We start from the raw sequence: 26,867 nt of genomic DNA, 5'->3' as shown, positions 1-26,867 counted from the left end.
TTTATTAACTCAATTGCTCGCGGAAACTGGCACTTGTTTTGGCCCTTACTTCTTCGAGCGTAGCACCCGGCATGAGTTCAATTAAAGTCAGTTGGTTGTCGGGATACGCAAACACGGCCAAGTCGGTAATAACCATATCGACCACACCCGACGCCGTTAAAGGCAACACACAAGCGGGTACAATTTTTGGTGAGCCGTCGGGGTTGGTGTGTGTCATGGTTATAATCAGGCGTTTGGCTCCTTTAGCCAAATCCATGGCTCCGCCTACGCCTAGCAGGGGTTTGCCCGGCACTGCCCAATTGGCCAGATTAGCGGCTTGGTCAACCTCAAGCCCGCCCATGATAGCCACATCGATATGCCCGCCGCGAATCATGGCAAACGAATCGGCACTGTCGAAATAGCTGCTGCCTTTGAGGGCTGTAACCGGAATTTTACCTGCATTTACCGGATAATCCATGGCTCCGCCACCATCGGCAGGCACGGGGCCTACCCCCAGCATTCCGTTTTCGGTGTGCAGAATAATGCCGTGGGTTTCGTTGATGAGGTCGGCTACTAAGGTCGGAATACCAATGCCCAGATTCACCACATCGCCTTTTTTGAGTTCGGCCAATGCGCGCCGCGCCATATTCATGCGTGATTCGTCTACTTTTTTTGACGACGAAACCGAGGCCGACATTCCTAAATCTTCGGGTGTGAGGGTAGCCTGCACCAGATAGTCGACATAACAACCCGGTGTATGAATATACTCCGGTGTGAGCTGCCCTACCGGCACAATTTCTTCTACTTCGGCAATGACCAAATCGGCAGCCGTAGCCATAGCCTTGTTAAAGTTCTGCTCGGTCATGCGGTATTGCAGGTTTCCGGCCGTATCGGCGCGCCATGCCCTGATAAACGCCACGTTTCCGCGCAGGCTTTTGATAAAAACCTGTTCTACCCCATCGATGAGTTTGGTTTCGCGGTCTTTGGCAATGAGCGTACCTACCGACGCAGGCGTATAAAAACCGCCAATACCTGCTCCACCCGCCCGAAGGGCTTCGGCCAATGTGCCTTGTGGCAGTAGTTCGTAGTCTATCAGGCCAGCCTGCACAGCCTTGACGGCGTCGGGGTTTGAGGTAAAAAACGAGCCTATGAGTTTTTTTAGCTGCCCGTTTTGTAGCAACCGCCCTCCGCCAAGCCCTACTTCGCCAGCATTATTGCCAATAAAAGTGAGGTTTTTTGTACCTAGTTCGGCCAATGCGTGCATCAGATGCACCGGATTGCCCGTCATACCGAAGCCCCCTTGCAGAAGGGTGTCGCCCTCTTTCACCATACGGGCTGCCGTTTGTAAATCAATAACCGGAACTTGTTTCATATATTTTTCTCAAATGCCTCAAAGGGCAATCCTACGTAGTTTTCGGCAATGCTGGTTGCATAAGCCTCCGACATTTTTATGTAATCGAATTTTGCTTTTTGTAATTGATATTGATACGACCCATGCTCGGCTTGTTTATGAAAGAGCGTGGTCATGAAATGCGAGAAATCCTGCGCCCGCCAGACGCGTTTCAGGGCCGTTGCCGAATAAGCTGCAAGGGTTTCGAGGGTATTTTGCTGGTAGTATGCCTGCAAGCCATCGGCCAGATGTTTTACATCGGCCACGGCCAGATTCAGCCCCTTGCCACCCGTAGGCGGCACAATATGGGCGGCATCGCCCGCCAGAAACAAACGCCCCGCCTGCATATTGTCGGTAAAGAAACTACGCATGGGCGTAATGCTTTTTTCAAAGATAGGCCCTGTTTTAAGTTCCCAGCCTGTGGTGCCTAGCCTGAGGGCCAGTTCCTGCCAGATTTTATCGTCAGGCCAGTTGTCCAGATGGTCGTCGTTATCGACCTGAATGTACAGACGGCTTATTTTTTCAGAACGCAGGCTATGCAGGGCAAAACCGCGTTCGTGGTAGGCATAAATAAGCTCGTGGGTTGATGGGGCCACGTGCGCCAGTATACCTAGCCAACTAAAGGGGTAGCTTATAGTATATTCCTGATAGGCAGATGCCGGCAGGGTTTTACGCCCGATACCATGAAAGCCGTCGCAGGCAGCCACGAAGTCGCAGGTGAGTACACCTGCCTGCCCCTGCTGCTCAAAATAGATTTTCGGAGTACTGGTTTCAAAATCTTCTATGCGTGTGGCCGAGGTCTCGAAGTAGATTTCTCCGCCACCTGCCAGCCATGCGTCGGTCAGGTCTTTTATTACCTCCTGCTGCCCATAAATGGTTATGTTTCTGCCACCCGTAAGTTCTCCGAACGGAATCCTGACACGCTCCTGATTAAAACTCAGATAAACGCCATGGTGTTGCTGCCCTTCTTTCAGGAGGCGGTCAGCCACGCCCAGTGTTTTATAAATATCAACGGTATTTTGTTCAAGCAAGCCTGCCCTTACACGGGCCTGCACGTACTCGCGGCTGCGGTTTTCCAGAATAATGGCTTCTATGCCCTGCCTGCGCAGCAGCAAAGCCAATGTTAAGCCCGCTGGCCCACCCCCTATAATGCCAACCTGCGTTTTAAGTATTTTCATAAACCACTCCAATTTCTTTGAACAACTCCTGCGCTGAGGCAAACGCCTCGTTGGCCGCAGGCACACCACAATACACCCCCGCCTGTAAAATTACCTCCTTGATTTCGCTCACGGTTACGCCATTGTTAAGGGCCGCTTTGAGGTGTAGTTTCAATTCGGCTTTTTTGTCGAGAGCTATCAGCATGGCTATGGTTATCAGGCTACGGCTGTGTTTCGAGAGGTTGGGGCGTGTCCAGATTTCCCCCCACGCGTAATTGGTTATAAACGACTGGAAGTCGGTATTGAAGGCGTTGATTTTCTCGTTGGCTTTATCTACATACGCATTGCCAAGCACTGTGCGCCGCACGTGCATTCCTTTGGCATAGGTGGTATCGCCAACCAGAAAGTCTATCAGTGTATGGGCATATTCTTTGGGTAATTCGGTGCTTGTCAGATGCCGCGCGTGCAGCACTTTCAGGTGTGCAAACGGAATTTTGTTGGCCAGAAACTCGGCTTGCTCTACATTGGTTACGGGGTCTTCGTCGCCCGTGATAATGAGGGTTTCTACCGATATATTCTGCACTTTCTCTCTAAAATCGGCATCTCTGATAGCCGCGCAGCAACTCGTATAACCAGCCGTATTGCAACGCAGAAACATGGCTTTGGTGTCGGCTACGCGTTGTGGCTTGTGCCGCCTGAAATCTTCGGTAAACCAGCGTTCCATTGTTTCGTTGGCAATGGCCTGCATTCCTTGCTTGTTAATGGTCTCGATGCGGGTGTTCCAACGTTCGTCGTTGCCAATTTTAGCACCTGTGTTGCTCAGCACGAGTTTTTTAAATCGGTTCGGATGATTCAGCCCCAGCCATTGCCCGATAAGCCCCCCCATCGACAAGCCACAGTAATAGGCGGTTTCGATGTCGAGGTCATTCATTAGCTCAATTACATCTTTCCCTAGCTTTTCGATGCTGTAAGGGCCGGGCGTGGTTTCGCTTCCGCCATGCCCGCGGGTATCGTACTGTAAAATACGAAAATAGGGCAACAGATGCGGCACGAGTTCGTCCCACATCATCATTTCAGACCCCAGCGAGTTCGAGAAAATCAGCACGGGGCTGTTGGGGGTTCCTTGTAGTTTGTAATGGGTTTTCATGTTTTCTGGTATTTATCAGGTTCAATGCCAGCCAGTATTTCGTCGATTATGAGCAGGCTATTGCCTATCGACTTTTCGGGGCTGAAGAGTTCGTCCAAATCGGGTAAATCCAACGCCATGTCGGTCAATACTGTTTTCAGGTGTTTTTGCTCGCTAACGGCGCGCTTAACGGCTTGTTCCAGCAGCTCGTGCGCTTGTGCTTTGCCGAGCTTCGGGGCAAGGGCTAACGAAACGTTTTCGGCATAAATCAGCCCGTTGGTTCGTTCCAGATTACTTAACATTTGCTGTGGGGCTACTTCCAGCCCTTCCAGCAGTTCGGTGCTTCTTTCGACCGAGCCAGCTACCAAACGCATAATTTCGGTCAGCACTTCCCACTCGGAGTGCCACAACCCCGCCGACCGCTCGTGTTCTTGCGGCATGGCGGCAAGCATGGTGCTTACCAGCGGCGGCAAACGATTGGCGTTAGCCAGAATGGCCGTACACAAAACCGGATTCTGCTTGTGCGGCATAGTGCTTGACCCCCCTTTGCCTTCGGCGGCTCCTTCGAGTACTTCGGCTATTTCGGTTTGCATGAGCAAGGCAATATCTTTGGCTATTTTGCCGAGGCTTCCGCCTATTATGCCCAGTACCGCGGCCCATTCGGCCAGATTATCGCGTTGGGTATGCCATGCAAAGCCAGCATTTAGGTTGAGTTTATCGGCAAGGTTTTGCTGTACTGCGGCCGATATAAAAGTGTTGCCACTGCCAACGGCTCCGCCCAGTTGCAGGGTGAGTATCTTGCTTTCGATGGCGGCTATCCGTTCGCGTGTGCGTTCGATACCTGCCAGCCAGTAGGCAGTTTTAAGCCCGAAGGTAATGGGTTTTGCCTGTTGTAGCAGGGTACGGCCTACCATGAGGGTTTGCCTGTGGCGGCGGCTGAGGCTCATAAGTAACTCTGACAAAACGGCTAGTTTTTCGTCGAGCCAGTAAATAAATTCTTCTATCTGTAAAACCGTAGCGGTGTCGATTACATCTTGACTGGTAGCACCCAGATGCACCCATCCGGCGGCTTCGGGGTATTTTTGCTTAACGGCTTGTGTCAGTTGTTTGATGAGCGGAATGGCAGCATTGCCTCCAAGCCTGACGGCCGCTATCAGCGATTCGGTGTCTATCAGGTCGGTTTGGCAGCAGTTGGCAATGGCTTCTGCCGAAGCCTGTGGTATAAGCCCCTGTTCGGCCTGTGCCAATGCCAGCGTGCCTTCAAAACGGAGCATCTGGGCTATCAGGTGCTTGTCTGACAGGAGTTCATCTGCTTGTACCGAGTAGAAATATTGTGCGTATAGGCTCATTTCTTTTTTTGGCGAAGGTCGCATTCGCCTTTACATGATTCATACTTAGGCAGGTACTACGCGGGGTATTTGCCCCATTCATTGGCTTGTGTTACTACAATGGGCGGGCGGGTCAGATGTCGAAAAACACGGTTTCGTTTTCGCCTTGCATATAGATATTAAACTCATAGCCATTGGCTTTCTTTTGTGCAATAAGGGTGTGCCGTCGGTCTTCAGGCACGGCCAGAAGCACTTCGTCTTGGGCGTTCAGTTCGGCTTCGTCTGAAAAATACAGGCGTGTGTACACGTGTATAAGTTGCCCACGCATAAACAGAATCACAGATATATAGGGTGCTTGCCCATTAACTGGCTCTGGTTTGATGGTATGAAAAACGAATCGGTTCTGGGGGTCGGTTCCTGTGCCGTATCGCCCAAAAAGCTGATATTCGCCGTCGTTCTGCCAGAGTTCTATCATGGCATCGCTGATAGGCGCACCCTGCCCGTCGAATACTTTTCCGGTAATGGTAATGGCTTGCTCGTGGTCGAGCGGGTTTACCATCTGGTTTCCGACAAGGCTTTTAAAATCATATAAATATTGCTCAGGGGTAAGCCCATAAGCAAAGTAAGGTCCAACGGTTTGGGAAGGTGTCTGTAACATTTCTATGACAATTTACGAAGAAATCTCGGTTATAGTGTTTCAAATGGGGTTTGATTATAGCCTCTCAGCACAAAGTCGAACCGATAGCCCAAAGCAAAGTTGGGTTCGGTGATACTCAGGTCGAACTGCGAAATGAGTAACTCGCGGCCTTTGGGCGGAACACCCAGAAAAATAGGGTCGTGTTGCAGGAGGGGGTCACCCGGGAAATACATCTGGGTTACGAGCCTGTTGGTAATATTAGCCCCGAATAACGAAAAATGTATATGGTTAGGCCGCCACGCATTGTAGTGGTTTCCCCACGGATACGCTCCGGGCTTGATGGTGTAGAATTTATACCGGCCTTCGTCGTCGGTCAGGCAACGCCCTGCGCCCAGAAAATTTGGGTCGAGGGGGGCTTCGTGCTGGTCTACCTTATGCACATAACGCCCTGCGGCATTGGCTTGCCATATTTCGATGAGGGTGTTCGGAATGGGCTGCCCGTTTTCGTTCATTACGCGGCCATGTACTACAATGCGTTCGCCGAGGGGCTGTCCGTTTTTTACCGAATTTCTGGTAAGGTCGTGGTCGAGCGGGCCTAAATTCCAGTCGCCAAAAACGGGGCCTGTCAGTTCTGATAACGATTGTTTGAGCAATACGAGTGGCTTTTGTGGCGCACGTAGTACGGTTGATTTGTAATCGGGCGATAAATACGGGGGCTGCACCTCGCGGTCAAAGGTATGGTAAATAAGCTGGCTCATGTGTTGAATAGTTTTTCGACAAAGGTATTTTCTGGCTGCCACAAACGCTTGCACTAATGCAAATATTACTTGTACAATATAAACATCTTGTTTTATATAAACTATTTTCTTACCGCTTATCAGGCGTGGTGTTGTGGCTGGTGCTGTGGGTTTGTTTTACAGGTTTCAGCGTGGGTATTTGATCAATGAAGCGGTACAGCGGATTGGTAATCCGCTGCCCGTGTCATTTTTTTTCCCCGACAAACTATATTCAACCCTATCTATATTCAAATATATTTCCATATATATATTTGCATTTTTAAAACATTTCAATTGAAAACACTCGTTAATTTCAAAGGTCTTTACGGCGATACCCAGTCGATGGAGTTGCCCTACTTCATTCATCATGAACCCCTCGAAACCAGAAGCCGGATGCACAACTGGGAAATTAAAGAACACCTGCATACCGAACTTTTTCAGGTGTTTATTATTGAGCAAGGGGCTGGCACCATTATTTCTGACGGCCACTCATTGCAACTTTCAAGCCCTTGTGTTATGTGTATTCCGGCCAATACTTTGCATGGCTTTGCTTTTCAGCCCGAAACCAAAGGCGAGGTAATTACGTTCTCTGAGGCATTTTTTGAGAGTCTTTTCAAAAATATGCCAAAACTTCTGCTCGAAATCAACCGTTTTCAGTTACTGGCTTTTAAAAATGAGCCTGAGCATTTTACGCCCATCCTGCATTATGCGCAGGAACTCACACGGGAGCTATACGAAACAAACCCCGAAAAGCAAACCGTCATTCAATCGCTATTGCAATTGTTTTTTGTTTATCTGTACCGTTTCAGTTTATCGCAACAAGCTACTTTTTCTAATGCCAGTAACCGCACGCTACATTATTTTCAGGAGTTCCAGAAAAGTATCAGGCGAAGCCTGCACGAAACCCGAACCATTAGCCAGTATGCCCGCGAGCTACACATTACCAGCGTGCATCTGAACCGTATCTGTCAGGCACTTGTTCAGAAGTCGGCCTTGCAGATTGTGCAGGAACACCTCATAAACGAAGCCAAAAAATATTTACTCAATACCAATTATGCTGTTTCGGAGATAGCCTATTTTCTGAACATCAAAGACCCCGCCTATTTTACGCGTTTGTTTAAAAAGCTAACAGGCGTTACACCTAGCGACTTCCGAAAAAACTAGCTTATTTCTTTGGAAGAAATAAACATCGTCATGACTCCCGCCAGAATGGTAGGTATGGCATAAATCAGAAAATTGGTACTGATTGAAAACCCCATGCCAATTAATACGCCACCAATGGCTGGCCCTACAATACCCCCTAGCCGCCCGATACCGATAGAAGCCCCCACGCCGGTGGTTCTGAACTCGGTCGGATACATAAGCGCGGCCACGGCATATAAGCCCACAAAACCGCCCTGAATACCAAAGCCTAAGGCACAAAATACCCAGAAGACCATGTCAGACCCCAGAAAAACCTTAAAAACAGCCATCAGCACTCCGGTCAGTATCAGAAAAATACCGATGGTTTTCTTTAAGCCGTATTTATTAGAAAAATAGCCCTGTGTAATAATACCAAAGAATGCCCCCGCATTAAAAACGATTCCGGCATAGATAGCCAGTTTTGTTGATAAACCCGTTGACTGCGCCAGACTGGGTATCCAGCTTGTGAGGAAATACAGCGTAGCAAAAGCCAGAAAAAGGGCTATCCATAGCTGAATGGTTGGCACCAGAAACTCTTTACCCATGAGTCCTTTAACGGCTATTTTGTGTTGTTTCGGAGGGGCGGGCGGCAGTTGGTCAATGGCTCCGAAATTCATTCGGGCCAAAATACGGTTAACCTTAGCAAGCGCATTGGCTGGCCGGCGTTTAATATAAAAATCGAGCGATTCGGACAAGAAAAACACTATCAACGGCACCGATGCCAGTGTAATCATACCCGCCAGTTGAAACATGGTTTGCCAACCCAACGTCGGGATAATCTGGCTGGCAGCAAGCCCCGAAAGAACCGCCCCTACCGGATACCCGCCAATAACTGTACTCACCAGAAAATCTTTCAGGCGCGTGGGGGCGTATTCGGCCATCAGAGCCGCCGTGCTTGCCAGCATACTGCCAATGCCTACGCCACTCAGAAACCGCAGCATAATTAGTTTAGGAATGCTGTTAACCCACGATGTAGCGTAAATGGTGCTTCCCATGAGCAAGGCACTGATAATTATCAGGGTTTTGCGGCCTGCTTGGTCGGCAATGGGGGTTAAAAACAGCGCGCCGAAGGTCATGCCGAGGAGTCCGGCACTGAACACCAGCCCCATAGCTGCCGGAGAAATCTGCCAGTCTTTAATAATAGCCGTTGAGGCATAGGAGATAATCATTACGTCCATGCCGTCGAGCATATTCATCAAAAAGCAAATCAGGATGGTAAGATATTGCAGACGGGTAAGCGACGCGTTATCAATCAGGTTTCGGGTGCTGAATGTCATAGTTATAGCGGTTGAATACAATTATAAAGCTCGGCTTAAAGCACTTTCCAGACCTGAATGGCCACGTTATCGGGGTTCTTGATACCCTTGCAAATAAAGATGGCGTTGTTCATCCACTCGTATTTGCTGCCTTTGGGGGCTTCAAACTTCGGAACAGCCCTGAAATAATACTCCGATGCACTCACCTGTTCGCCGCGGCTCATGCGGGCCACAACTTCGGGGCTTGCTACGCGTAAGCCCGTATTTTTGATATAGATAATTACGCCGTCGTCGGTTTTCATCTGGTAGTGTGCTTCCAGTTCCGACACCCCGTCGGGCCTTACCACCTGCCAGTCGGCTCCGCCTGTAAGCACTTCTGCCCTGATAGATGGCCCGCTCACAGTGCCGCCCATAATCGGAATAATACGGCGCATACCGTGGGGGGTTTCGCCCACCACCATTGGTGGATTAAGTTTTATTTTTAATTCACAAACAAATTCCAGTGCCGGAGCTTCGGGCGCATTTTGCGCCACGGCACGGTGCAAACAAATAAAGGCAACAACTAAAGTAAGGCAGGTTTTGATGGTTAATTGTTTCATAAGACGATGGTTTTATTTTAATCCTAATAGCCGAATGGCATTTTCCTTTAAAATTAAAGGTTTTACTTCTTCTCTGAAACCTGCTTCGTCAAAATCCTTTATCCAGCGTTCGGGCGTAATGAGAGGGAAGTCCGTTCCGAAGAGCATACGGTCTTTCAGTAAGGTGTTGGCATACTGTATGAGTTGCTTCGGAAAATACTTCGGCGACCACCCGCTTAAATCGATATACACGTTTGGTTTGTGCATGGCTACCGAAAGGGCTTCGTCTTGCCACGGCCAACTAGGGTGTGCAATAACAATGGGGCAGTCGGGGAAATCGATGGCTACGTCGTCGAGGTGAATCGGGTTTGAGTATTCCAGCCGCAGGCCGCCACCGCCACGCACCCCGCTGCCATACCCCGAATGCCCCGAATGAAAAAGCATAGGCAGTTTATATTCGGCAATAACCTCATAGAGATGATACGCCATTTTATCCTGCGGGTAAAAGCCCTGCACCGTTGGGTGAAATTTAAAGCCTTTTACGCCATAATTTTCAATTAAATCGCGGGCTTCGCGCGCGCCCATACGGCCTTTGTGGGGGTCAATGCTAGCGAAGGCTATCATTACGTCAGGGTTTTTTAAGGCCCCTTCGGCTACTTCCTTGTTGGGTATGCGGCGTTTGCCTATATTAAATTCTGAATCGACGGTAAACATCACAAAAGCCATGTTTAGCTCGCGATAATAGTCGGCGGTTTCCTGAATAGTGGGGCGTTTGTCTGACTTGAAATATTTGGCAAAAGCCACATCAAACTCAGGGCGGTAGTCGTCATGTGGCTGGCAGCACGACACCTCCGCATGGGTATGCACATCAATGGCAATTATTTTGTTAATGTCTATCATTTAGCTGTATTGTCGATAGCCCTGTGCCAGTGCAGCACAAGGCTTTGGTAAGATTCGTTATTCCATCAGTCCGGCTTTTGCCTTTGCACCTGTTTTTACCCAGTTACGGAGTTCGTCGAAGGCTTTAGCTGTTTGTTGCGGCGAAAAAGCACAATGCCCTTGCCCATTGGTATACCTGACGGTAAAGAACTGGTCTTTGCCCTGCTTATGCACCATGTTTTCAAAGTTGGTTACTCCATACGTGGGCGGAATAAGCTGGTCGTAGAGGGTATGCACCAGTAAAGTAGGTTTGTTGATATTACCTGAGCGGTCGTACTTACCAAAAACATTTTCAGGGTTTACGGTTGCGGGCAGGCGTTCGGCGCGGGCATTTACGAGCATATTATCAGGAAAACCCGAATAAACGGTGTTGGTGTTATCGAAGGGGTTTCCGCCGGCTTTCTGGGCGATGTCACGCAGGACGTTCTCGTTAAAGAACAGCGAAAAAGGCAGGTCGTCGAGTTTTAAATCGAAACGGCGGGCAAAGGCTACTGCCAGTGCCGAGTCTTTGGCAAGAATGGCTTTTTTCATGTCCATTGCTTTGGCAAACATCTTTCTTGAGTCTTGCGCCTGATAGGGGTTTTTCAGATCGAAAATGGTAGATAAAGGCGTAGCAATACCCGGAAACAAGCCATTAAAAGTAGCGTAGAGGTCAAACTCCTTGCGGCATTGCAGGTAAATACGGCTCGAAAGCGGACACAGCGGCAAAGCACCCTGATAGTTTTTATCGAAGTTTTCCATGATTGCGAGCGTAATGCCGCCCCCCATCGAATGCCCTACCATAAACGTAGAATCAGGCTTGCCATATTTGCCGAAAAAATACTTACGCAGGGCCTCGGTGTCGTCTACGCCTTGCGCCAACGCCAAGCCCTGAAACTGGTAATCGGAGGCTGCTACGGCAAAGCCCCTTTCCAGAAAAGGACTCATGCTTTTCAGAAACTGCGGGCTTTTACTTTGCAAAGGGCTGCCGTTGAATTCGTACCCATGCGCGTACATCACCAGTTTGCCTTTCCAGTCGGGCGGGAAAAGAATCCGGTACCTAGCTCCGTTGATATTACCGGAGTCGATGCGGGCGATATTCTGCCCCCAAGCTGTGCAGACAGACAAAACCAGAAGAAGAAGCGTTTTTTTCATGGGTTTTATGGTTTATTTCTTTGTTTTTTGCCAAGCAAGCGTTAGAAAGTTAATCATTTTATCGTAGTATTTATCAATCATTACACCCGGGCCATGCCCGCCGCCTGCCACTATTATCAACTCGCTTTTAATGCCTGCCTGTTGCAGTTTATCATAAAGTTGCTGGCTCTGGCAATGTGGCACGAGGGGGTCTTTGTCGCCATGAAAAATCAGGAAAGGCGGGTTTTGTGCGTTTACGTAGCTGCTTGGGTTAGCCAAAGCACATTGGGCGGGGTTTTCCTGAATAGGCCCACCAATGAGCGACGACTCCGGCGATTTGGCCTCGTTATGTGCAAACGAACTTCCGCATTTATCCATAATCAGGAAATCGGTTGGCCCGAACCAGTCTACTACGGCATTTATGTGGCTGCTTTCGTGCGTGTATTTGCCTAGCTTACCCTCAATGTCTACTGCCAGCCCCGCTATTGTATCGATACGGGTGTTGTTTGTGGTGCCTGCAAGGGCCGAAAGATGCCCACCAGACGACCACCCCGTGATGCCGATAAATGAGTTATCGAGCGAAAAAGCCTCGCTGTTGCCACGGATGAACCGGATGGCCGCCTTGATGTCCTGAATTTGTGCCGGAAAACGGGCATCGCTGCTCGACCTGTGGTTGACGTTCACGACTGCGAAGTCGCTTTCGAGCAGTTTCTGACCCAACCCTACCTTAAAGGTTTCTTCTTTGGATGAATTAGAAAACCATGCGCTGCCGTAAACAGCTATTACGACCGGATACGGAGCTTTACCTTTCAGGGGCAGGTGTACATCAAGCCGATGCCCGATGAGGCCATCGCCTACGTAATCGACATCGAGCCAGTATCGGGCCGACGTAATGGCGGTTTGGCTGATAGACGGCTGTTTATTTTGCGCCCATACGCAACCAGAAACGAGCCACAGAACGACAAGTATTTTTTTCATAGCAAGGCTGACAGTTTTTTGCTTGAGGCAGGAGCGTTTATGATTCGCCCCAGACTTTTATGGCTGTATTTACGACCAGTTCTATTTTACACCATTGGTCGTCGTGGGTCATGTCGTTGCCGTGGTGGGTTGATGAAAACCCACATTGCGGACTTACACAGAGGTTTTCAAGCGGCATATACTGGGCGGCTTCATCAATACGGCGGCACAAATCGTCGATGTTTTCGAGTTCTTTCTGTTTTGAGGAAACAATGCCCAGCACCACGTTTTTATGGGCAGGCACAAAGCGTAAGGGAGCAAAATCGCCGCTACGTTCGTCGTCATATTCAAGAAAATAGGCATCAACGTTAATTTCGTTGAAAAGAATTTCGGCCACAGGCTCGTAGCCCCCTTCGGCAAACCATGTGCTGCGGTAGTTGCCCCTGCACAGGTGAATACCAATGGTGAGGTCGGCAGGGCGGTTATCAATTACCGAATTAATTAAGGCGGCATAGGTTTTGGGTAACAGGTTGGGGTCTTCGCCACGTTCGGCAGCTGCGGCGCGCATTTTAGGGTCGCAGAGGTATGCCAGATTGGTGTCGTCGAGTTGGAGGTAACGCAAACCCGCCTGATACAGGTGGTCGATTTCTTCCCGATAAGCCGCAGCTAAATCATGAAAAAATTCATCCATATCAGGATACGAATGAATATCGATTGATTTGCGACCACCTCTGAAGTGTATCATGGTAGGTGAAGGGATGGTTACCTTCGGCGTTTGAGTAACAATAGATTGTAAATATTTAAAATCTTCGACTTGAATGTCTTTTACGTGTTTTAGTTTGCCCGTTACGCTCAGTACGGGTGGTTTAAAGCCATCTTCGGCCACTTTGGCGTTAGGGTTGGCCTCGATACCTCCGGTAACAGATACGCCTTCGAGTTCTTTCAGGAAGTCAAGGTGGAAGTAATCACGGCGGAATTCTCCGTCAGTAATTGATTTCATGCCTGTTGATTCCAGTTTTTTCACGGTTTCCAGAATGGCCGCATCTTCAATGGCGCGGAGTTCCTGGGCAGAAATCTCGCCTTTTTTCCATTTTAAACGATTTTCTTTGACTGCCTGAGTTCTTAATAAACTACCCACGTGGTCGGCTCTGAAAGGAGGTTTCATCAGTTAATAAGTTTTGTTTTATGATTGAATACAATTTATCTATGTTCAGGGTTTTGGTAAGGCCAATGCTGCGGATTACCAATCCGCGATACGTTTGTGTCGGGCAGTTAGTTGCTAGCGATACAACTCCTCGACCAGATGCGCCCGATGCCTGAGTACGATACGCTGATTAAGCGAACCCTTATCGGTTATTTCGCCGAGGTCGATAGAAGGCGGCTCCAGAGCCACCACTATTTTACCCAGCCGGTTTGCGCTACCCGTAGCCGACTCATTAAAACGCCGGAGGAAATCGTTCAGGAAGGCCGTTACCCGTTCGTCCAGAAACACCTCGCGGTTATCGGCGGTGGCAGTTCCTGCCAGTTTCCGGCAGGCATCCGCATTCAGAAACAGAATAGCCCCTATGAACTCCTGGTCTAGGCCAGCCAGCACCACATCCTGTATAATTGGCGACCCCGCCGAAACGATTTTAGCTTTCAGCACCCCCACGTTTACCCATGTGCCTGTTGAAAGTTTAAAATCTTCGGCAATGCGCCCATCAAAAACCAGCCCTTTATCGGGGCAGGAATCATCCAGAAACCGCACAGCGTCGCCCGTTTTGTAGTAGCCCTCCTCATCGAAAGCCTTCAGGGTAGCCTCCTCGTTGCGCCAGTAGCCACAGGTTACGTTCGGTGCTTTGTAGCGCGCCTCCAGTTTGTCGCCATCGGGTACGAGTTTAACATCCATACCCGCCACAGGAACCCCCAGCAAACCCGAAAAAGCCCCACCCCAGTTAGCAAACATAGCCGACGGCCCCGACTCCGTACAGCCCAAGCCCGTGATAATCGGTATTTTTTCGCCTACGGTTTCGATAGCCAGTTCCTCGAGCCGATTCCAGACAGGCTGCGCAAGGCTAGCCCCCGCATAAAAGAGCATATTCAGGTTTTGAAAGAAAGTATGGCGTAGGGTTGGCTCACGTTCAAAGTACGGAATGAGCATTTCGAAGCCTTTGGGTACATTAAAATAGGCCGTTGGCGAGATTTCGCGCAGGTTCTGAATAGTAGTTTCGATACCCTGCGGCGTAGGCTTGCCGTCGTCGATATAGAGCGTTCCGCCATTATAAAGAGCCAGACCAAAATTATGATTTCCGCCGAAAGTGTGGTTCCACGGAAGCCAGTCGATAAACACCGGAGGCGTAGCCGACAAAAATGGAAACACCTGCGTGATTTGTTGCAGATTAGTACACCACATCTGCTGCGTATTAATTACCCCTTTCGGTTGGCCTGTTGACCCCGACGTAAACAAAACCTTTGCTACAGTATTGGCACAGACCTTATCAAAAGCCCCCTCAACCGCTGCCGAGGCATGAGTTTGCAGGAGGGCAGTAAAATCAATCTCGGTGGTTTCTTCGGCCGTTACAATCATGGCCTCAGGAAACCATTGTTTAGCCAATGCCAGTGCCTGCTGGTAAAGGCGGGCATTCTGGGCAAAAATCAGCTTGGGTGTCATGAGTTCCAGACAATGCCTGAGCTTGCCGAAATCCTGCGAAATTAAAGAATAAGGCGGCGAAACAGGCGAGTACGGAATACCCACGTGCAAGGCTGCCAGTGCCAGTATGGCGTGTTCGAGTGTGTTTTCTGACAGAATAACGATGGTTTCGTTCGGCGCAAACTGCTGGTTGAGCAAATACTGCCCTACCGAACGCACCTTTGCCAACATAGCAGCATAAGTAATGTGCTGCCATGCCCCATTGCTGTTGCGGCGGGCCAGAAAAGGTTTTTCGGGTTGCAGGGCTGCCCAATCGATAAGTTTTTGTGTTAGTTTATCGGGGCTTTGCCCAAGCGGTTGAGCCAACCTGAAATGAATGGCGCCGTCGGCACGTACCATTTTATGGGTTTGCGTAGGGCCAAAAGCAATATTTTTATATGCGATGTTTTTCATTCCCCTACTTTTTTAGCTCTTCCTTCCAGAAAATCCTTTAAACGTTGCTTGGCCTCAGGCGCACTCTGGGCAATAGCCGCCATGAGGCTTTCGAGGAGCAAACCCTCATTTTGTGAGGCATCGGTAATGCGTGGCAATACGTGTGTAAGGGCGTAGTTGGTCATTTCGGCATTGGCCGCTATTTTCTGCGCCAGTTCGAGGCCCTTCTCCATACCCGCTCCGGTATCGACCAGATATTGTGCTAAACCAATCCTTTCGCCTTCTTCGGCCTTGTAAACCCTGCCTGTAAGCATCATGTCGGTCATGCGGGCCATGCCTATCAGCTTCGGAAGCCTGACCGAAGCCCCCCCACCTACAAAAATACCCCGTTGCCCCTCAGGAAGGGCATAAAAAGTAGTAGGATCGGCCACCCGTATGTGGCAAGCTGCGGCCAGTTCAAGCCCGCCGCCTACTACTGCGCCATGCAACACGGCTACTACTGGCGCGGGGCCAAACTGCACTTTATCGAGCACCCTGTGCCACATACGCGAGTGGTAAACCCCTTGCATAACATTTCTTTCTTTGAGTTCGGAGAGGTCGAGACCCGCCGAAAAGTGGTTGCCAAGCCCGTAGATAACAATGCAGCGGATGGCAGTAGGAATATTGTCGAAGACCTTTTCGATGCCCAAAATGAGCTCATCGTTAAAGGCATTGCGTTTTTCGGGCCTGTTTAGCCCCAATAAAAGTATTTCATTACGAATCTCAACACTGAGCGACTGGGGCAAGTCCGAATAAAACATTTCTTTATGCACAATATCTCCTATTTATACAATTTTATATAAAAATTTTACCATACAAAATTGAACAAATGCGGCCCCATATTAGTAGGCAAGAAAAAGCCGATACTATGCAGAATCAATCAATTTTCAAACTGGCGATATTGTCGGGGAGTCATGGATGTCTTGGCTTTGAAAAAACGACTGAAATCGCTTGGGTCGAAGCGGCCTATCTTAAAAGCTATTTCAGCCACACTCATGGAGGTTTGTTTGAGTAAGACTTTGGCTTCCAGAATCCGCATATCTTCGAGCAATTCGTGGGCCGATTTCCCCACCGTAGCTTTCACACATTTGTGCAGATGATTAGGCGAAATAGAGAGGTATTCTGAGAACTCCTGCACCGATTTTTTTTCGTAGATAAACTCTGTAAGGGCGTTTTTGTAGCGTTGTGTAATAAAAGCGGCGGCGTTTTTGGTATGTTGCTGGGCAGGCTGCGCCCAATGTTTAAGCTCCGAAAGCAAGGTTAAGAGATACATCGGGATGAGGTCGAAACGGTCGTTGTCGTTGCGTTTGTATTCTCTTTCCAGAATTTCGAGCAGCTTGATTACCCGCTCAGGCTCGGCCACTTTTACGATAGGCTCGCCGGTAAACTGAAAAAACGGAAAATCTTTGGCAATATCGGTTCTGATAAACGACTGGTTGAAGATTTCGGGCAGAAAATGGCAATAAAATCCTTCGGTGTTGTCGTCGACCCTCTCGAGGGCTGTTATTTCGCCTGCGGGTAAGCAAAAAACGTGGTTCGGCCACACATCGTAATGCGTAAGCCCCTTGCTACGGGTAGCCATGCCTTTGGTAATAAATATCAGGAAATAAACCGAACGCCGATGCGGTTGCAGAGGTATGCGCAGGTGCTGTTTGTAGTTTTCGATACGCTCTACATGGAATTTATCATAAAAGCCCGAAACGCGTGGTTTCCAGTTCGCAAAAATGTAGTCGTCGAACTGGGAGGGGTTCAGCAAAGGGATTTTCGATATGCTCCGTTTTTCCATCATGTAACAAAATTAGAAGAAAACCCCAAAAAGAAAAACGCAAAGCTACAAATGTAGCCCCTGTACAGGCTTGGGTAAAGGGTCGTTATCGGGCGGCTTGCCACAACCTCATGGGCGGAAGGTGCAAGGCTCATGCGTGCCTGTGGCAAAGATTTTTTATTCCGCGCCCACATTTCAGAATGTAGAAAATATTCCACTCTGGCTAGTGCCTGATGTATGTTTGCTTTGCGCGTTCTGGCGGTAGTTTGGGGCTTCTTTTCTACGAAAAGCCCTGAAAACCTATTATTTACGGGCTTCTGGGCTGTATGTTGGTGCGTTTTCTGGCATAGTTTTTTAACGATTGAAGGCAGATATTCATTCATCCGATGCTCGGAAATTCTGAAAGCATTGTTCAAATAAAACACACAATCTCATGAAAGTTTTTGTTAAACCTCTGGTAATCTTTTTTGCAGCTATTTCGATGGTATCCTGCGTAGCAAAAAAGAAGTATGTAGCACTCCGTAACCAATATGAACAATCACAGACCGCTTTAGTTAAATGCGGCGATGAAGTACAAGATTACAAAGACCGCCTGGCGGCCGCCCAACGAACCGCAGAAACGCAAAATGCAACCGCACAAGTTACTATTCAGCAACGCGACCAGCAATTGAACGATTTAAGAGACCAGTTATCGGACCTGAAAAAAGTTCGCGACCGCCAACTGGAACAAGTGGGTGACCTGACTGTGCTTTCAAAAGCAGCCAACGATAACATTGATAACACTTTATCACAACTGCAACAGAAAGACCAGTACATTAACCGCCTGCACGCGGCCAGAACTAAAGCCGACTCGATTAATCTGGCTCTGGCTGTTAACCTTACCCGTGTGTTGAAAGACGGTATCGACGATAAAGACATTGAGGTAAAGGTTGACAAAACTGTGGTTATGATTAACATTTCGGACAAAATGTTGTTCAGCAGTGGTAGCTACAAGATTTCGCCACGAGCCAACGAAGTGCTAGGCAAAATTGCTCAGATTATCCAGTCCAGACCAGAGCTTGAAGTAATGGTTGAGGGGTACACCGATAACGTTTCGATTAAAAACGAGTGTATCTCGGACAACTGGGATTTAAGTGTGAAACGTGCTACTTCGGTTGTGCGTACCTTGCAGGGACAATTTAAAGTAGACCCTAACAAGTTAATTGCCGCCGGACGTGGAGAATATAACATCCTGACAAGCAATGATACCGCCGAGGGCCGTTCGACCAACCGCCGTACACGTATCATTCTGATGCCAAAACTTAACCAGTTCTACGACTTGCTAAGTTCAAATAAATAAGCCTTAGGGTTAAAGATAAAAACAGGAAGGCTTTTATTATGAAGCCCTCCTGTTTTTGTAATAATATAAAGTTAAAAGTATTGCTGACAAATGGGTTTTAGCATTCATAGCTATACTTCTGTTAACGCTTGAACTTCTTTGTTGAGAAGTAATCTTTTCAGTTCAATTACTAATTTTTCACTTCTGTATTTATCAAAATCAGCAATATTCTGCCATTCTAGCTTCAAATCTTGCTTTATATAATTTCTAATTTTATATTCCTCAATTTTATCTGCTGATAATTCTTCTGCCATCCAGAGTTCTGGGTCTTTCGCTCTTTTGGTATTATTTTCTTCGCCCTGAAGTAATTGAAGGTTATACAAATAGTTAGCTTTTCCCATATAATTTTTATCTAGCAATAGATTTTTATCATTGAATTTAGACTTTGGATAAATGTGGTCAATATGAAAAGATGAATTTTTGTAATCTAAATGAGGGTATAGAATCTGTAAGACTGGCAAAAGTGCAAGTGAGCCGTATTGTAAATCAACCATTCGTTCAATATCATCTTCCGAAAGGAATAAAGGATAAGTCTGATTATTCAATAGCTCTACATTTACCCCTTTAAAAGTGCTATTATTTTTTATTGCTTTACTAACAATCTCAAGTTTAGTATCTAATGAAGACGAAAAATAGCTTTTTATTTGAGCCAATCTCACAAATTTCAGCATCTCATTTTTATCTTCCTCCGAAATATTTTTATGCTTAAACAAATAAAATGCTATTACTGAAATAATGTATGCAGAAGTTAGCCTATTCCGATAACCAAATTCTTTCAGTATATCTATTGCTGAATATATTTGATTTGTTATTTCTTCCCAGTTATCTTCAATTTTATGTATATTGGCTTTACTAAAGTTGCGCAAGGCAAAAATATGTGGGCATTCTGTTAATATTAAACAGGTTTTTAAAATCTGGTCTCTTTCCATCACGCCAAATCCTTCATCTTTTAAAGAATCAACCAACCTATTCATTAAAGCTCGTATATCTGATGAAAAGTTCGCCGTCAGGATTGACATCAATAAGTCAGAATATGATAATTGAGTTCCTCCACTATTAACACGAATAAATATTTTCAGAACTTTGTCTAAACTTTTTTCGGTTTCTTCAAAATAAGAAATTTGTTTTTGTGTACAGAATACATCCATTAATTCTGTAAGGATTGTAGCCTCTTGCCCACTCAGATTATTTTCAGTGATATACGAATATATATCGCCTACCTTCCTATCCAAAATATTTCCAACCTTGAACCAGAACTGGCTATCATTTTTTACTAATGATTCTTCATATTTTAAAAATTGAAAATCGTAGTTATCTTCTGGGTTCTCAAAATTTGGCGTGTGCTTTAAGTTTAAGTAAAGTTTTTTTTCCTCATAAGCATTCGGATTATCGGCCCAGCTTTTTTTACGCTTCAATGTTCTGCTTCCTTTGAGGCCTATATACAACGAGGTTAGCCTTTGCTGCCCATCAAGAACAATATAAAGGTCATTAGAATTTACTTGTTCAATATCTATTTTGATGTTGTGAACTTCACGTTCATCATATTTTTCAAGAAACTTGTATAGCTGAAAGTTAAGTTTATTTGTATCCTGCTCCTCACGATTTTCCCTATTCGTTTCAATATCCGTCTTTTTTAATTTCCAAAAAAGAAATGAGCTGATTGGGTAACCTCTTAACACAGAGTCAAAAAGCTGTTCAATTTTTTTTTCTTCGGCTTTTTTAAGCCACACGTACTCTCTTTGTATATCTGGTAGGAAATAACTCTGATTAATTTCTTGTATTACATCTTTTATTGATAAATCTTTAAATTGTCCCATATAGTTAATTTATAATATTGTTAGCACAGAAAAAAGTTATTAGTTTTTATATTGCTTATTAACTTTTCAAATATACGTATATACGATTGATTTGTACTAAACCAATCTTTTTTTTTTACCGATTTATTAAACTATAAAGTTTTCAAATCTTATTTTTTCTTTACGCGCTTAGTTACTTGATTCACATTTTTTAACTTCAAAGTAGTGTTTATCTAGTTTGCCCAAACTACAACTAGCCTGAAATAGCATATAGCTTTTGTAGCAACTGTATATATACAATAAACCCCATCAGATTAATAACCTGATGGGGTTTTGTTTTACTATTTTTCAAGCAATGTTAAAGGTAACTTTTTGGGAAAATACACTAGAGTTATTTTTCAGTTTTTGGGTTCAATCAAGGTGCTTTCAATATAATTCATTTAAGGGCATTTTTTTGAGTCTGGTTTTGCCTTGCCAGCTTTGTTGTGTACAAAGGTAGGTAAGCTCTTGTTTAACCATAAGCGCATTATTACCTGTTTTCAAAAACAAGCATTTATACCTGTTTTGCCTGATAGGTACAGATTAAATTTTATTAACCCTGAACTTACGCTTTGCGCCCGACTGTTATTTATTTAAAGAGACGAGTATTATACCCGTTGTGAAGTAGCCCACCGCAGGCGGTATTTGCCCGCTGCATCTTTTTTCTGAAAGATATATGCTTCGCCTGATAATGCTCTGTTGGTATTTCTTTCACTTCAACTCCATTAAAAAATGAAACAACGCAAACTAGGAAATCAGGGGCTTGTAACCTCTCAAATGGGCTTGGGCTGCATGGGTATGTCGGAATTTTATGGCGATACCGATGAGGCCGAATCATTACGAACCATTCATCGGGCCATTGATGCGGGCATAAACCTGCTCGACACCGCCGATATGTACGGGCCATTCAAGAACGAAATTCTGCTGAGCAAGGTACTGAAAGACCGCCGCAACGAGGTGGTGCTGGCTACCAAATTCGGGATTGTCAGAAGCGCAACCGACCCTACCGTGCGCGGGTTTAATGGCTCGGCCGAGTATTGTAAAAAAGCCTGTGACGACAGCCTGCAACGGCTGGGTATTGATACCATTGATTTATATTACCTGCACCGTGTTGACCCCCAAGTGCCTATTGAAGAAACCGTGGGCGCAATGGCCGATTTGGTGAAGGCCGGAAAAGTGCGCTACATTGGTTTGTCGGAGGCATCGCCGGCTACACTTCGTAAGGCTATGGCGGTGCATCCGGTGAGTGCCTTGCAAACGGAGTACTCGCTGTGGTCACGCGAGCCGGAAGACGAGATTATTCCGACCTGCCGCGAACTAGGCATTGGCTTTGTGCCATACAGCCCTTTAGGCAGGGGATTCCTGACGGGAGAAATTAAAACCTTTGACGACCTAGCCCCGAACGATTTCAGGCGGATGTCGCCACGTTTTCAGGGAGAAAACTTTGAGAAAAACCTCCGGCTTGTAGATAAAATCAAGCAATTGGCTAACGAAAAAGGTTGTACTACCTCGCAACTGGCTTTGGCATGGGTAATGGCTCAGGGCGACGACATTGTGCCGATTCCCGGCACTAAGCGTGTGAAGTATCTGGAAGAAAACATAGCCGCCGCTGACCTGACGCTTTCGGCGCAGGAACTAGCCGAAATCAATAATCTTGCCCCTAAAAACGTGGCTGCCGGCGACCGCTACCCTGCTGCAAGTATGCAGGCACTGAACCGATAACAACCACATTGCCAATAAAACGGCTGTAACAATAAAGCGGCTGCCTCAAAGTGTTTGAAGCAGCCGCTTTTGTATCATGTTCTGAAACCGAAGCGTTTATTTTAATAAAAAAATGCTCTGGGTGGTTTCGGGGCTATGGCAGGTTTAGGTACTGAAAGCGGTGTAACGTATACCTTTGGTGTTGGAGGCATTGGTGCTACTACCGCCGAAACACTATGGCTTGCTACCCGCACAGGCGGAACAGGCGCAGCCATTGGTGATGCTGGTGATAAGGGAGATGCCGGCGATACGGGTGATACAGGCGGAACAGGTGGCAACAAAGCCCCCATGTGGTGGTTAATAGAACCGTCTTCGCCGTAGGTACTGATACTGATATGCTCGCCGTGTACTTCAATCATGAAGTTTTTATCTTTCATGTTTCGCAGGCGGCTACCCCATGTTTTGTTTATCCAGCCCCATACTTTCTGATACACCGCCTGTGGCTGCGGCTCAAGGTTTATCAAGAGTTTTTCACCTTTCAGGCGTATTTCAAAATCTTTTTTGTCTTTAATGAGGCCATCTTTGAGTAGTATTTCCGATAGTTCGCCTAGTTCTTTCTTGAAACGGGCTTCTTCTTCTCTGGCCAGTTTTTCAATTATTTTTCCTTTTTCTTCCATCAAACGCCCCAGGCTGTCCATAGGTCGGTGGTAGCGTTCCATGGATCTGTGCATACTGTCCATGGGGTTTTGCAAACGCTGCATTTTTTGCTGAACGGCTAACATTTCGGCTTCTACCTTGTGCATATCTTCTTCGGCTAGCCTCATCTGGTTTTCAAGTTCGCGCTCTTTTTTCTCGAAATTACGCATTTTTTGTTCGGCCTCGGCAGGCATTTTGCTGTCACGATACTGGTATTCCAGTTTTTGCATAGACAACCTCAACTCCTGCATTTCAATGGCAATACCCTCTATTTTTCTTTGTGGGGCGCGCATCTTGCTGTAAACGAGTTCCATTTCTTTGTCGTGGCGTTCCATAACCTTGCCGTATTTATCCTCAATCAACTTGCTTTGTTTGTCTATTTCCTGACTGTATTTTTCCATTTCTTTTCCGAGTTGCTCCATTTCCCGCTCTACTACCTCCAGTTTTGAGGTATCGCCCACATAGGTAGGGTTAAAGAAAAACTGTGCTTTTACGTCTTCCATTTCCTGCTCAACTATGCCCGGCACTACGGCAAAGTTGGCCCCTTTGGTATTCAGGAAATCAAGCGCGAAGTCTTTCATCTGGGTAAACGCTTCGCCTTTCAGTTCTTTGCCATCAACGAGTACTTTTACAATTTCGCCTGCCTGATTTTTATATACGCCTACGTTCTTTTTATCTTTTTCAAAAAAGTAGAAATCATACTGCTTTTGAGCGGCTCTGAGTTTGTTGGCTTTTTGCTGCTCGTTTTTGGCAACTCTTTCTTGCCCGTAGGCAATTCCTACTGCTACCACCAGAATCATCCCGACAAATACTGCCCAGTTGCTATAACTCATAGGTTTTGAGTCGTTGATACCAACAATGCGCTTGATTCTGTCCATGAAAGTCTGGCGTTTTGCGCCGAAGGCCATCGCCAGCCGTGGCTGATGCTGATACGTAGCCACTTGCGTAAGTGCTTTGGCCAGCACGAGCCTGTCGCCACAGACGTTCACGGCGAAATCATCACAGCAGTTTTCGCGTTCGTCGCGCACCTGCGCCGAGATAAACCACGTAGCAGGATGATAGAAGAACAGGATTTCGACCACACTCTGGAATATATTAATGAGGTAGTCGTAACGTTTAATGTGGGCTAGCTCGTGGGCCAGAACGGCCTCAAGCTGGGTAGTGGTTAGGCCTGCCATAATACCCACAGGCAAAAGAATGATGGGTTTTATCCAGCCGATTGTCATCGGTACGGCGGCTCTGGCCGACTCCAGTAATCTGATGGGCTTATTGAGGTTGATTCTGGCTTGCAGGCGTTGCATTAAAGCCTGAACCTCCTGCGCAACCGGATTCACCTGTTGTACTTTCAGTTTTTGCACATACACAAAGCCAATAACCAACCGAATCAGCAAAATGCTTGCCCCAATCACCCAGAACAACACGATGGTGTCGAGGTTACGTTGCAGAAACAACTCTACCTGTTGTATGAACGACAACTTGCCCGCAGCAAATACCGACACGGTGTCGAGGTTGGTGGCTGTGTTCTGCATAAACAAGGGCATAAATTTGGGTTTGTCGGCCAGTGATTTTTCGGCGGGTTCGTATACTAGCAGGAAGGTAGCTACGGCCCCCACAAACTGCAAGCCTAAAGCCCCGATACCCTGCCAGTAACGGGCATGAGAACTCTTGAAAAAATAACGTAACACACTGAATGCCAGCACAATTACTACCCCCTGCCACAACGAGTGGATGAGGGTCCAGCCTAGCGCAGAACTCAGGTTTTCAGAAAGATTCATTCCGGTAGTAAAGTCAAATAGCTTTTTCATAATTTTTAATAAAACAGTTTTAAGATTTTTAGTAATAGCTTACTGTGCTTTTTCAATGTTATCGAGCAGCTTCCTGATTTCGTCGAGTTCCTGTTTGCTCACCTGCTGGTTGCCGAGTGCCTGCATTACCATTTTGGTGGCCGACCCCCGAAAGGTGGCATCAATGAACTTGTCGAGCAGCAAATGCTGGGTCGATTCTTCGCTTACGACGGCCTCGTACACATGGTAGCGGCCTTCGTCGGTACGGCTTACGAGTTGTTTTTCAAACATAATCTGCATGAGCTTGAGGGTAGTTGTATAACCAACCTCGCGGGTTTTCGATAACTCATCGTTTACTTGCCTGACGGTGGCTTTTCCTAAAGCCCATAAAATCTGCAAGATTTCAAGCTCCGACTCCGTGGGTTTTATAGGCGTATGCTTTTCCATAATTATTAAACTTTAATTGTATCAGATTATCTGAGCAGAACATCTACGAAATATTTCGTAACAAATGTAGTAGAAAAAAAATATTACTTCCAAATTTTATTACGAAAATTTTCGTAGATAAAACCGAATTAACTTATTTTAACAAAAAAACGCTGATTTACAGCGTTTTATAAAGAAGCATAAAGAGCCAGAAGCCTACTGTTTCTTTTTCATTTCGATGTCCATAGCGGCGGCGGGCATTTCGAGCGAAACGCGGTCAATGTCTCCTTTGGCATTCATCAGGAATTTAAACTTGATTCCCTCCCAGTCGCCCTGTCCTTCAAAAATATCGTAGTGGTAATGCCTCAGGCTAATTTTTTCGGTATGGAACTCCGCTTTGAGGGCATCGGCATCGAGCATGAGGTTGAGCGAGCCATACGCCGGATGCTCGTACACACCCACGTAGTTGGCCAGTGCGTGGGTAGGGTGGGTATCTTTCTGCCGTTGGTTTTCGTTTTCGGCTTTGGTTTTTGCTGTTTTTTCTCTGGCTTCCAGAAAATCTTTCCTGAAACGGCTGTTCCAGTCAATAATATTTTTTTCGAGATACGTATCGGCAATATAATTGGTAATGGTACTTACAAAATTATACCCTACGGCTCCGGTGTTGGTGGTAATAAAAACGGCCAGATTATCGTTCGGGAAAACGGTCATTTGTGAGCGATACCCTTCGATAGAACCGCCATGCTGCCGCCGCTGATGCCCGCGGTAAGTGTTGAGTGTCCAGCCCATGCCGTAGGTGCTAAAGCCCAGTTCAGGATACTTGGCCTCGGCGGGTTGCACTACCGCCCACGGCGTGTGGTTTTCGTTCAGGTTTTTTTCTGACACAATTACTTTACCGCCTGCTTTGCCTTTATTGAGTTGCAGCATAAGCCAGTTGGCCATTTCGCTTACGTTGGCTTTTATTGCGCCAGCCGGCCCGATGGCATCTACGTTGCTATCAAAGCCGGCTTCTTTTTCGGGGTTCTTTTCGTCGTCATACGAAAGGGCGTAGTCGGTATTTTTAAACATTTCGGGGTAGGTCAGGGCGGTTGTTTTCATGCCGATAGGGTCGAGGATTTTCTCGCGCACGAATGCCTCCCAGCTTTTGCCCGACAGCCGCTCAATCAGCACGCCAGCGGCCATGTACATAAGGTTATTGTATTGGTATTGTGCATATACAGGCTTGTTGAGGGGCAGGTATTTCAGGCGGTCGAATAGCTCGTTGCGGTTCAGCGGGGCCGACACCCACAGGTAATCGTGGCGCGGAAGCCCCGAACGGTGCGAAACCAAGTCGCGGGCTGTGAGGGTTCGGGTGGCGTACTCGTCATGCAACTGAAAATCAGGCATATAGTCTTTTACGGGCTTGTTCCAGTCCAGCTTGCCTTCGTCGGCCAGAATAGCCAGACAAGCCGCCGTAAATGATTTGGAGCAAGAGGCAATGCCAAACAGCGTCTGGTTAGTTACAGGGGCTTTGGTTTTAAGGTCTTTTACGCCATAGCCTTTGGCATAGAGCAGCTTACCGTTTTTTACGATACAAAGGGCTGTGCCGGGCACGTTCCATTCGGCCAGCATTTTGTTCACAAAGGCATCAAGGTTTTGAAGGGTATCGGGCGTGGCAACGGCTTTTGTTTTTTTGTTTTGTGCAATGGCCGGAGCGCAAACCAGCAGGAGTAATAACAGGGCAATGTTTTTCATCAGCGTTGGTTTAGGTTATGACCAAAAATA

Annotated in this window: 23 protein-coding genes; 3 read left to right on the top strand and 20 right to left on the bottom strand. The window is 47.0% G+C overall.

From position 1 onward, the window contains the following. Positions 1-4: 4 nt before the first annotated feature. The 6 genes from WAA15_RS12635 to pcaH form a co-directional block, all read right to left on the bottom strand. The gene (locus tag WAA15_RS12635; RefSeq protein ID WP_337043124.1) at positions 5-1,351 is read right to left on the bottom strand and encodes a 3-oxoacid CoA-transferase; all 1,347 of its coding nucleotides are present in this window, start codon (positions 1,349-1,351) and stop codon (positions 5-7) included. Continuing rightward, the gene (locus WAA15_RS12630) at positions 1,348-2,547 is read right to left on the bottom strand and encodes a 4-hydroxybenzoate 3-monooxygenase (RefSeq protein WP_337043123.1); all 1,200 of its coding nucleotides are present in this window, start codon (positions 2,545-2,547) and stop codon (positions 1,348-1,350) included. Before WAA15_RS12630 ends, WAA15_RS12635 begins: the two co-directional genes overlap by 4 nt. After that, positions 2,534-3,673 carry a bifunctional 3-oxoadipate enol-lactonase/4-carboxymuconolactone decarboxylase PcaDC gene (gene pcaDC, locus WAA15_RS12625; protein ID WP_337043122.1) on the bottom strand — a complete coding sequence of 380 codons (1,140 nt, stop codon included), beginning with the start codon at positions 3,671-3,673 and terminating at the stop codon, positions 2,534-2,536. Before pcaDC ends, WAA15_RS12630 begins: the two co-directional genes overlap by 14 nt. Beyond that, positions 3,670-5,001, bottom strand: coding sequence for a 3-carboxy-cis,cis-muconate cycloisomerase (gene pcaB, locus WAA15_RS12620; protein WP_337043121.1), 1,332 nt, complete (start codon positions 4,999-5,001; stop codon positions 3,670-3,672). The genes pcaDC and pcaB overlap by 4 nt, the downstream gene beginning before the upstream one ends. Positions 5,002-5,113: 112 nt before the next feature. Next, a complete protein-coding gene (gene pcaG / locus WAA15_RS12615; RefSeq protein WP_337043120.1) occupies positions 5,114-5,638 on the bottom strand; it encodes a protocatechuate 3,4-dioxygenase subunit alpha in 525 nt (174 codons plus the stop codon). 29 nt (positions 5,639-5,667) lie between these two features. Next, a complete protein-coding gene (gene pcaH, locus WAA15_RS12610; RefSeq protein WP_337043119.1) occupies positions 5,668-6,375 on the bottom strand; it encodes a protocatechuate 3,4-dioxygenase subunit beta in 708 nt (235 codons plus the stop codon). A gap of 312 nt (positions 6,376-6,687) precedes the next feature. Between pcaH and WAA15_RS12605 the strand changes: the two genes are divergently transcribed. Then, positions 6,688-7,557, top strand: a complete 870-nt coding sequence (locus WAA15_RS12605; protein ID WP_337043118.1) for a helix-turn-helix domain-containing protein — start codon at positions 6,688-6,690, stop codon at positions 7,555-7,557. On the opposite strand, the gene WAA15_RS12600 is transcribed toward WAA15_RS12605, so the two are convergent. The 10 genes from WAA15_RS12600 to WAA15_RS12555 all read right to left on the bottom strand — a co-directional run bounded on the left by WAA15_RS12600 (position 7,554) and on the right by WAA15_RS12555 (position 17,708). Then, positions 7,554-8,852, bottom strand: coding sequence for an MFS transporter (locus WAA15_RS12600; protein WP_337043117.1), 1,299 nt, complete (start codon positions 8,850-8,852; stop codon positions 7,554-7,556). The two genes, WAA15_RS12605 and WAA15_RS12600, sit on opposite strands and share 4 nt — an antisense overlap. Positions 8,853-8,887: 35 nt before the next feature. Then, positions 8,888-9,430, bottom strand: coding sequence for a DUF3237 domain-containing protein (locus WAA15_RS12595; protein WP_337043116.1), 543 nt, complete (start codon positions 9,428-9,430; stop codon positions 8,888-8,890). A gap of 12 nt (positions 9,431-9,442) precedes the next feature. Continuing rightward, complete coding sequence (locus tag WAA15_RS12590; RefSeq protein WP_337043115.1) at positions 9,443-10,309, bottom strand: amidohydrolase family protein; 867 nt, start codon at positions 10,307-10,309, stop codon at positions 9,443-9,445. Between the two features lie 57 nt (positions 10,310-10,366). Then, positions 10,367-11,482, bottom strand: coding sequence for an alpha/beta hydrolase family protein (locus WAA15_RS12585; RefSeq protein WP_337043114.1), 1,116 nt, complete (start codon positions 11,480-11,482; stop codon positions 10,367-10,369). Between the two features lie 12 nt (positions 11,483-11,494). Then, positions 11,495-12,439, bottom strand: a complete 945-nt coding sequence (locus tag WAA15_RS12580; protein WP_337043113.1) for an alpha/beta hydrolase — start codon at positions 12,437-12,439, stop codon at positions 11,495-11,497. Between the two features lie 37 nt (positions 12,440-12,476). Continuing rightward, positions 12,477-13,583: a 5-methyltetrahydropteroyltriglutamate--homocysteine S-methyltransferase gene (locus WAA15_RS12575; protein WP_337043112.1), complete on the bottom strand. Its 1,107-nt coding sequence runs from the start codon at positions 13,581-13,583 to the stop codon at positions 12,477-12,479. A 114-nt stretch (positions 13,584-13,697) separates the two neighbouring features. Beyond that, positions 13,698-15,500 carry a feruloyl-CoA synthase gene (locus tag WAA15_RS12570; protein WP_337043111.1) on the bottom strand — a complete coding sequence of 601 codons (1,803 nt, stop codon included), beginning with the start codon at positions 15,498-15,500 and terminating at the stop codon, positions 13,698-13,700. Further along, positions 15,497-16,279: a crotonase/enoyl-CoA hydratase family protein gene (locus tag WAA15_RS12565; RefSeq protein ID WP_337043110.1), complete on the bottom strand. Its 783-nt coding sequence runs from the start codon at positions 16,277-16,279 to the stop codon at positions 15,497-15,499. Before WAA15_RS12565 ends, WAA15_RS12570 begins: the two co-directional genes overlap by 4 nt. Before the next feature lie 119 nt (positions 16,280-16,398). Beyond that, positions 16,399-17,304 (bottom strand): helix-turn-helix domain-containing protein, encoded by a 906-nt coding sequence (locus WAA15_RS12560; protein ID WP_337043109.1) that lies wholly within the window; start codon positions 17,302-17,304, stop codon positions 16,399-16,401. Beyond that, positions 17,304-17,708 carry a hypothetical protein gene (locus tag WAA15_RS12555; RefSeq protein WP_337043108.1) on the bottom strand — a complete coding sequence of 135 codons (405 nt, stop codon included), beginning with the start codon at positions 17,706-17,708 and terminating at the stop codon, positions 17,304-17,306. Before WAA15_RS12555 ends, WAA15_RS12560 begins: the two co-directional genes overlap by 1 nt. 8 nt (positions 17,709-17,716) lie before the next feature. Between WAA15_RS12555 and WAA15_RS12550 the strand changes: the two genes are divergently transcribed. Continuing rightward, positions 17,717-18,622 carry an OmpA/MotB family protein gene (locus WAA15_RS12550; protein ID WP_337043107.1) on the top strand — a complete coding sequence of 302 codons (906 nt, stop codon included), beginning with the start codon at positions 17,717-17,719 and terminating at the stop codon, positions 18,620-18,622. A gap of 110 nt (positions 18,623-18,732) precedes the next feature. Here WAA15_RS12550 and WAA15_RS12545 read toward each other — a convergent pair whose 3' ends face one another. After that, a complete protein-coding gene (locus tag WAA15_RS12545) occupies positions 18,733-20,478 on the bottom strand; it encodes a DUF262 domain-containing protein (protein ID WP_337043106.1) in 1,746 nt (581 codons plus the stop codon). Between the two features lie 750 nt (positions 20,479-21,228). Here WAA15_RS12545 and WAA15_RS12540 point away from each other — a divergent pair. Then, on the top strand, positions 21,229-22,218 hold the full coding sequence (locus tag WAA15_RS12540) for an aldo/keto reductase (protein ID WP_337043105.1): 990 nt from the start codon (positions 21,229-21,231) through the stop codon (positions 22,216-22,218). Positions 22,219-22,319: 101 nt separating this feature from the next. Here WAA15_RS12540 and WAA15_RS12535 read toward each other — a convergent pair whose 3' ends face one another. The 3 genes from WAA15_RS12535 to WAA15_RS12525 form a co-directional block, all read right to left on the bottom strand. Continuing rightward, entirely contained in the window at positions 22,320-24,698 is a 2,379-nt protein-coding gene (locus WAA15_RS12535) for a M56 family metallopeptidase (RefSeq protein ID WP_337043104.1), read from the bottom strand. Between the two features lie 39 nt (positions 24,699-24,737). Continuing rightward, positions 24,738-25,124, bottom strand: a complete 387-nt coding sequence (locus WAA15_RS12530; RefSeq protein WP_337043103.1) for a BlaI/MecI/CopY family transcriptional regulator — start codon at positions 25,122-25,124, stop codon at positions 24,738-24,740. A gap of 195 nt (positions 25,125-25,319) precedes the next feature. Next, positions 25,320-26,837 carry a serine hydrolase gene (locus WAA15_RS12525; RefSeq protein WP_337043102.1) on the bottom strand — a complete coding sequence of 506 codons (1,518 nt, stop codon included), beginning with the start codon at positions 26,835-26,837 and terminating at the stop codon, positions 25,320-25,322. Positions 26,838-26,867: the final 30 nt, after the last annotated feature.

It is taken from the genome of Emticicia sp. 17c (assembly GCF_037153985.1).
GTDB lineage: Bacteria > Bacteroidota > Bacteroidia > Cytophagales > Spirosomataceae > Emticicia.
Note: the sequence above shows the minus strand (reverse complement) of the source record. Positions and strands in the feature narration are given on the sequence as shown.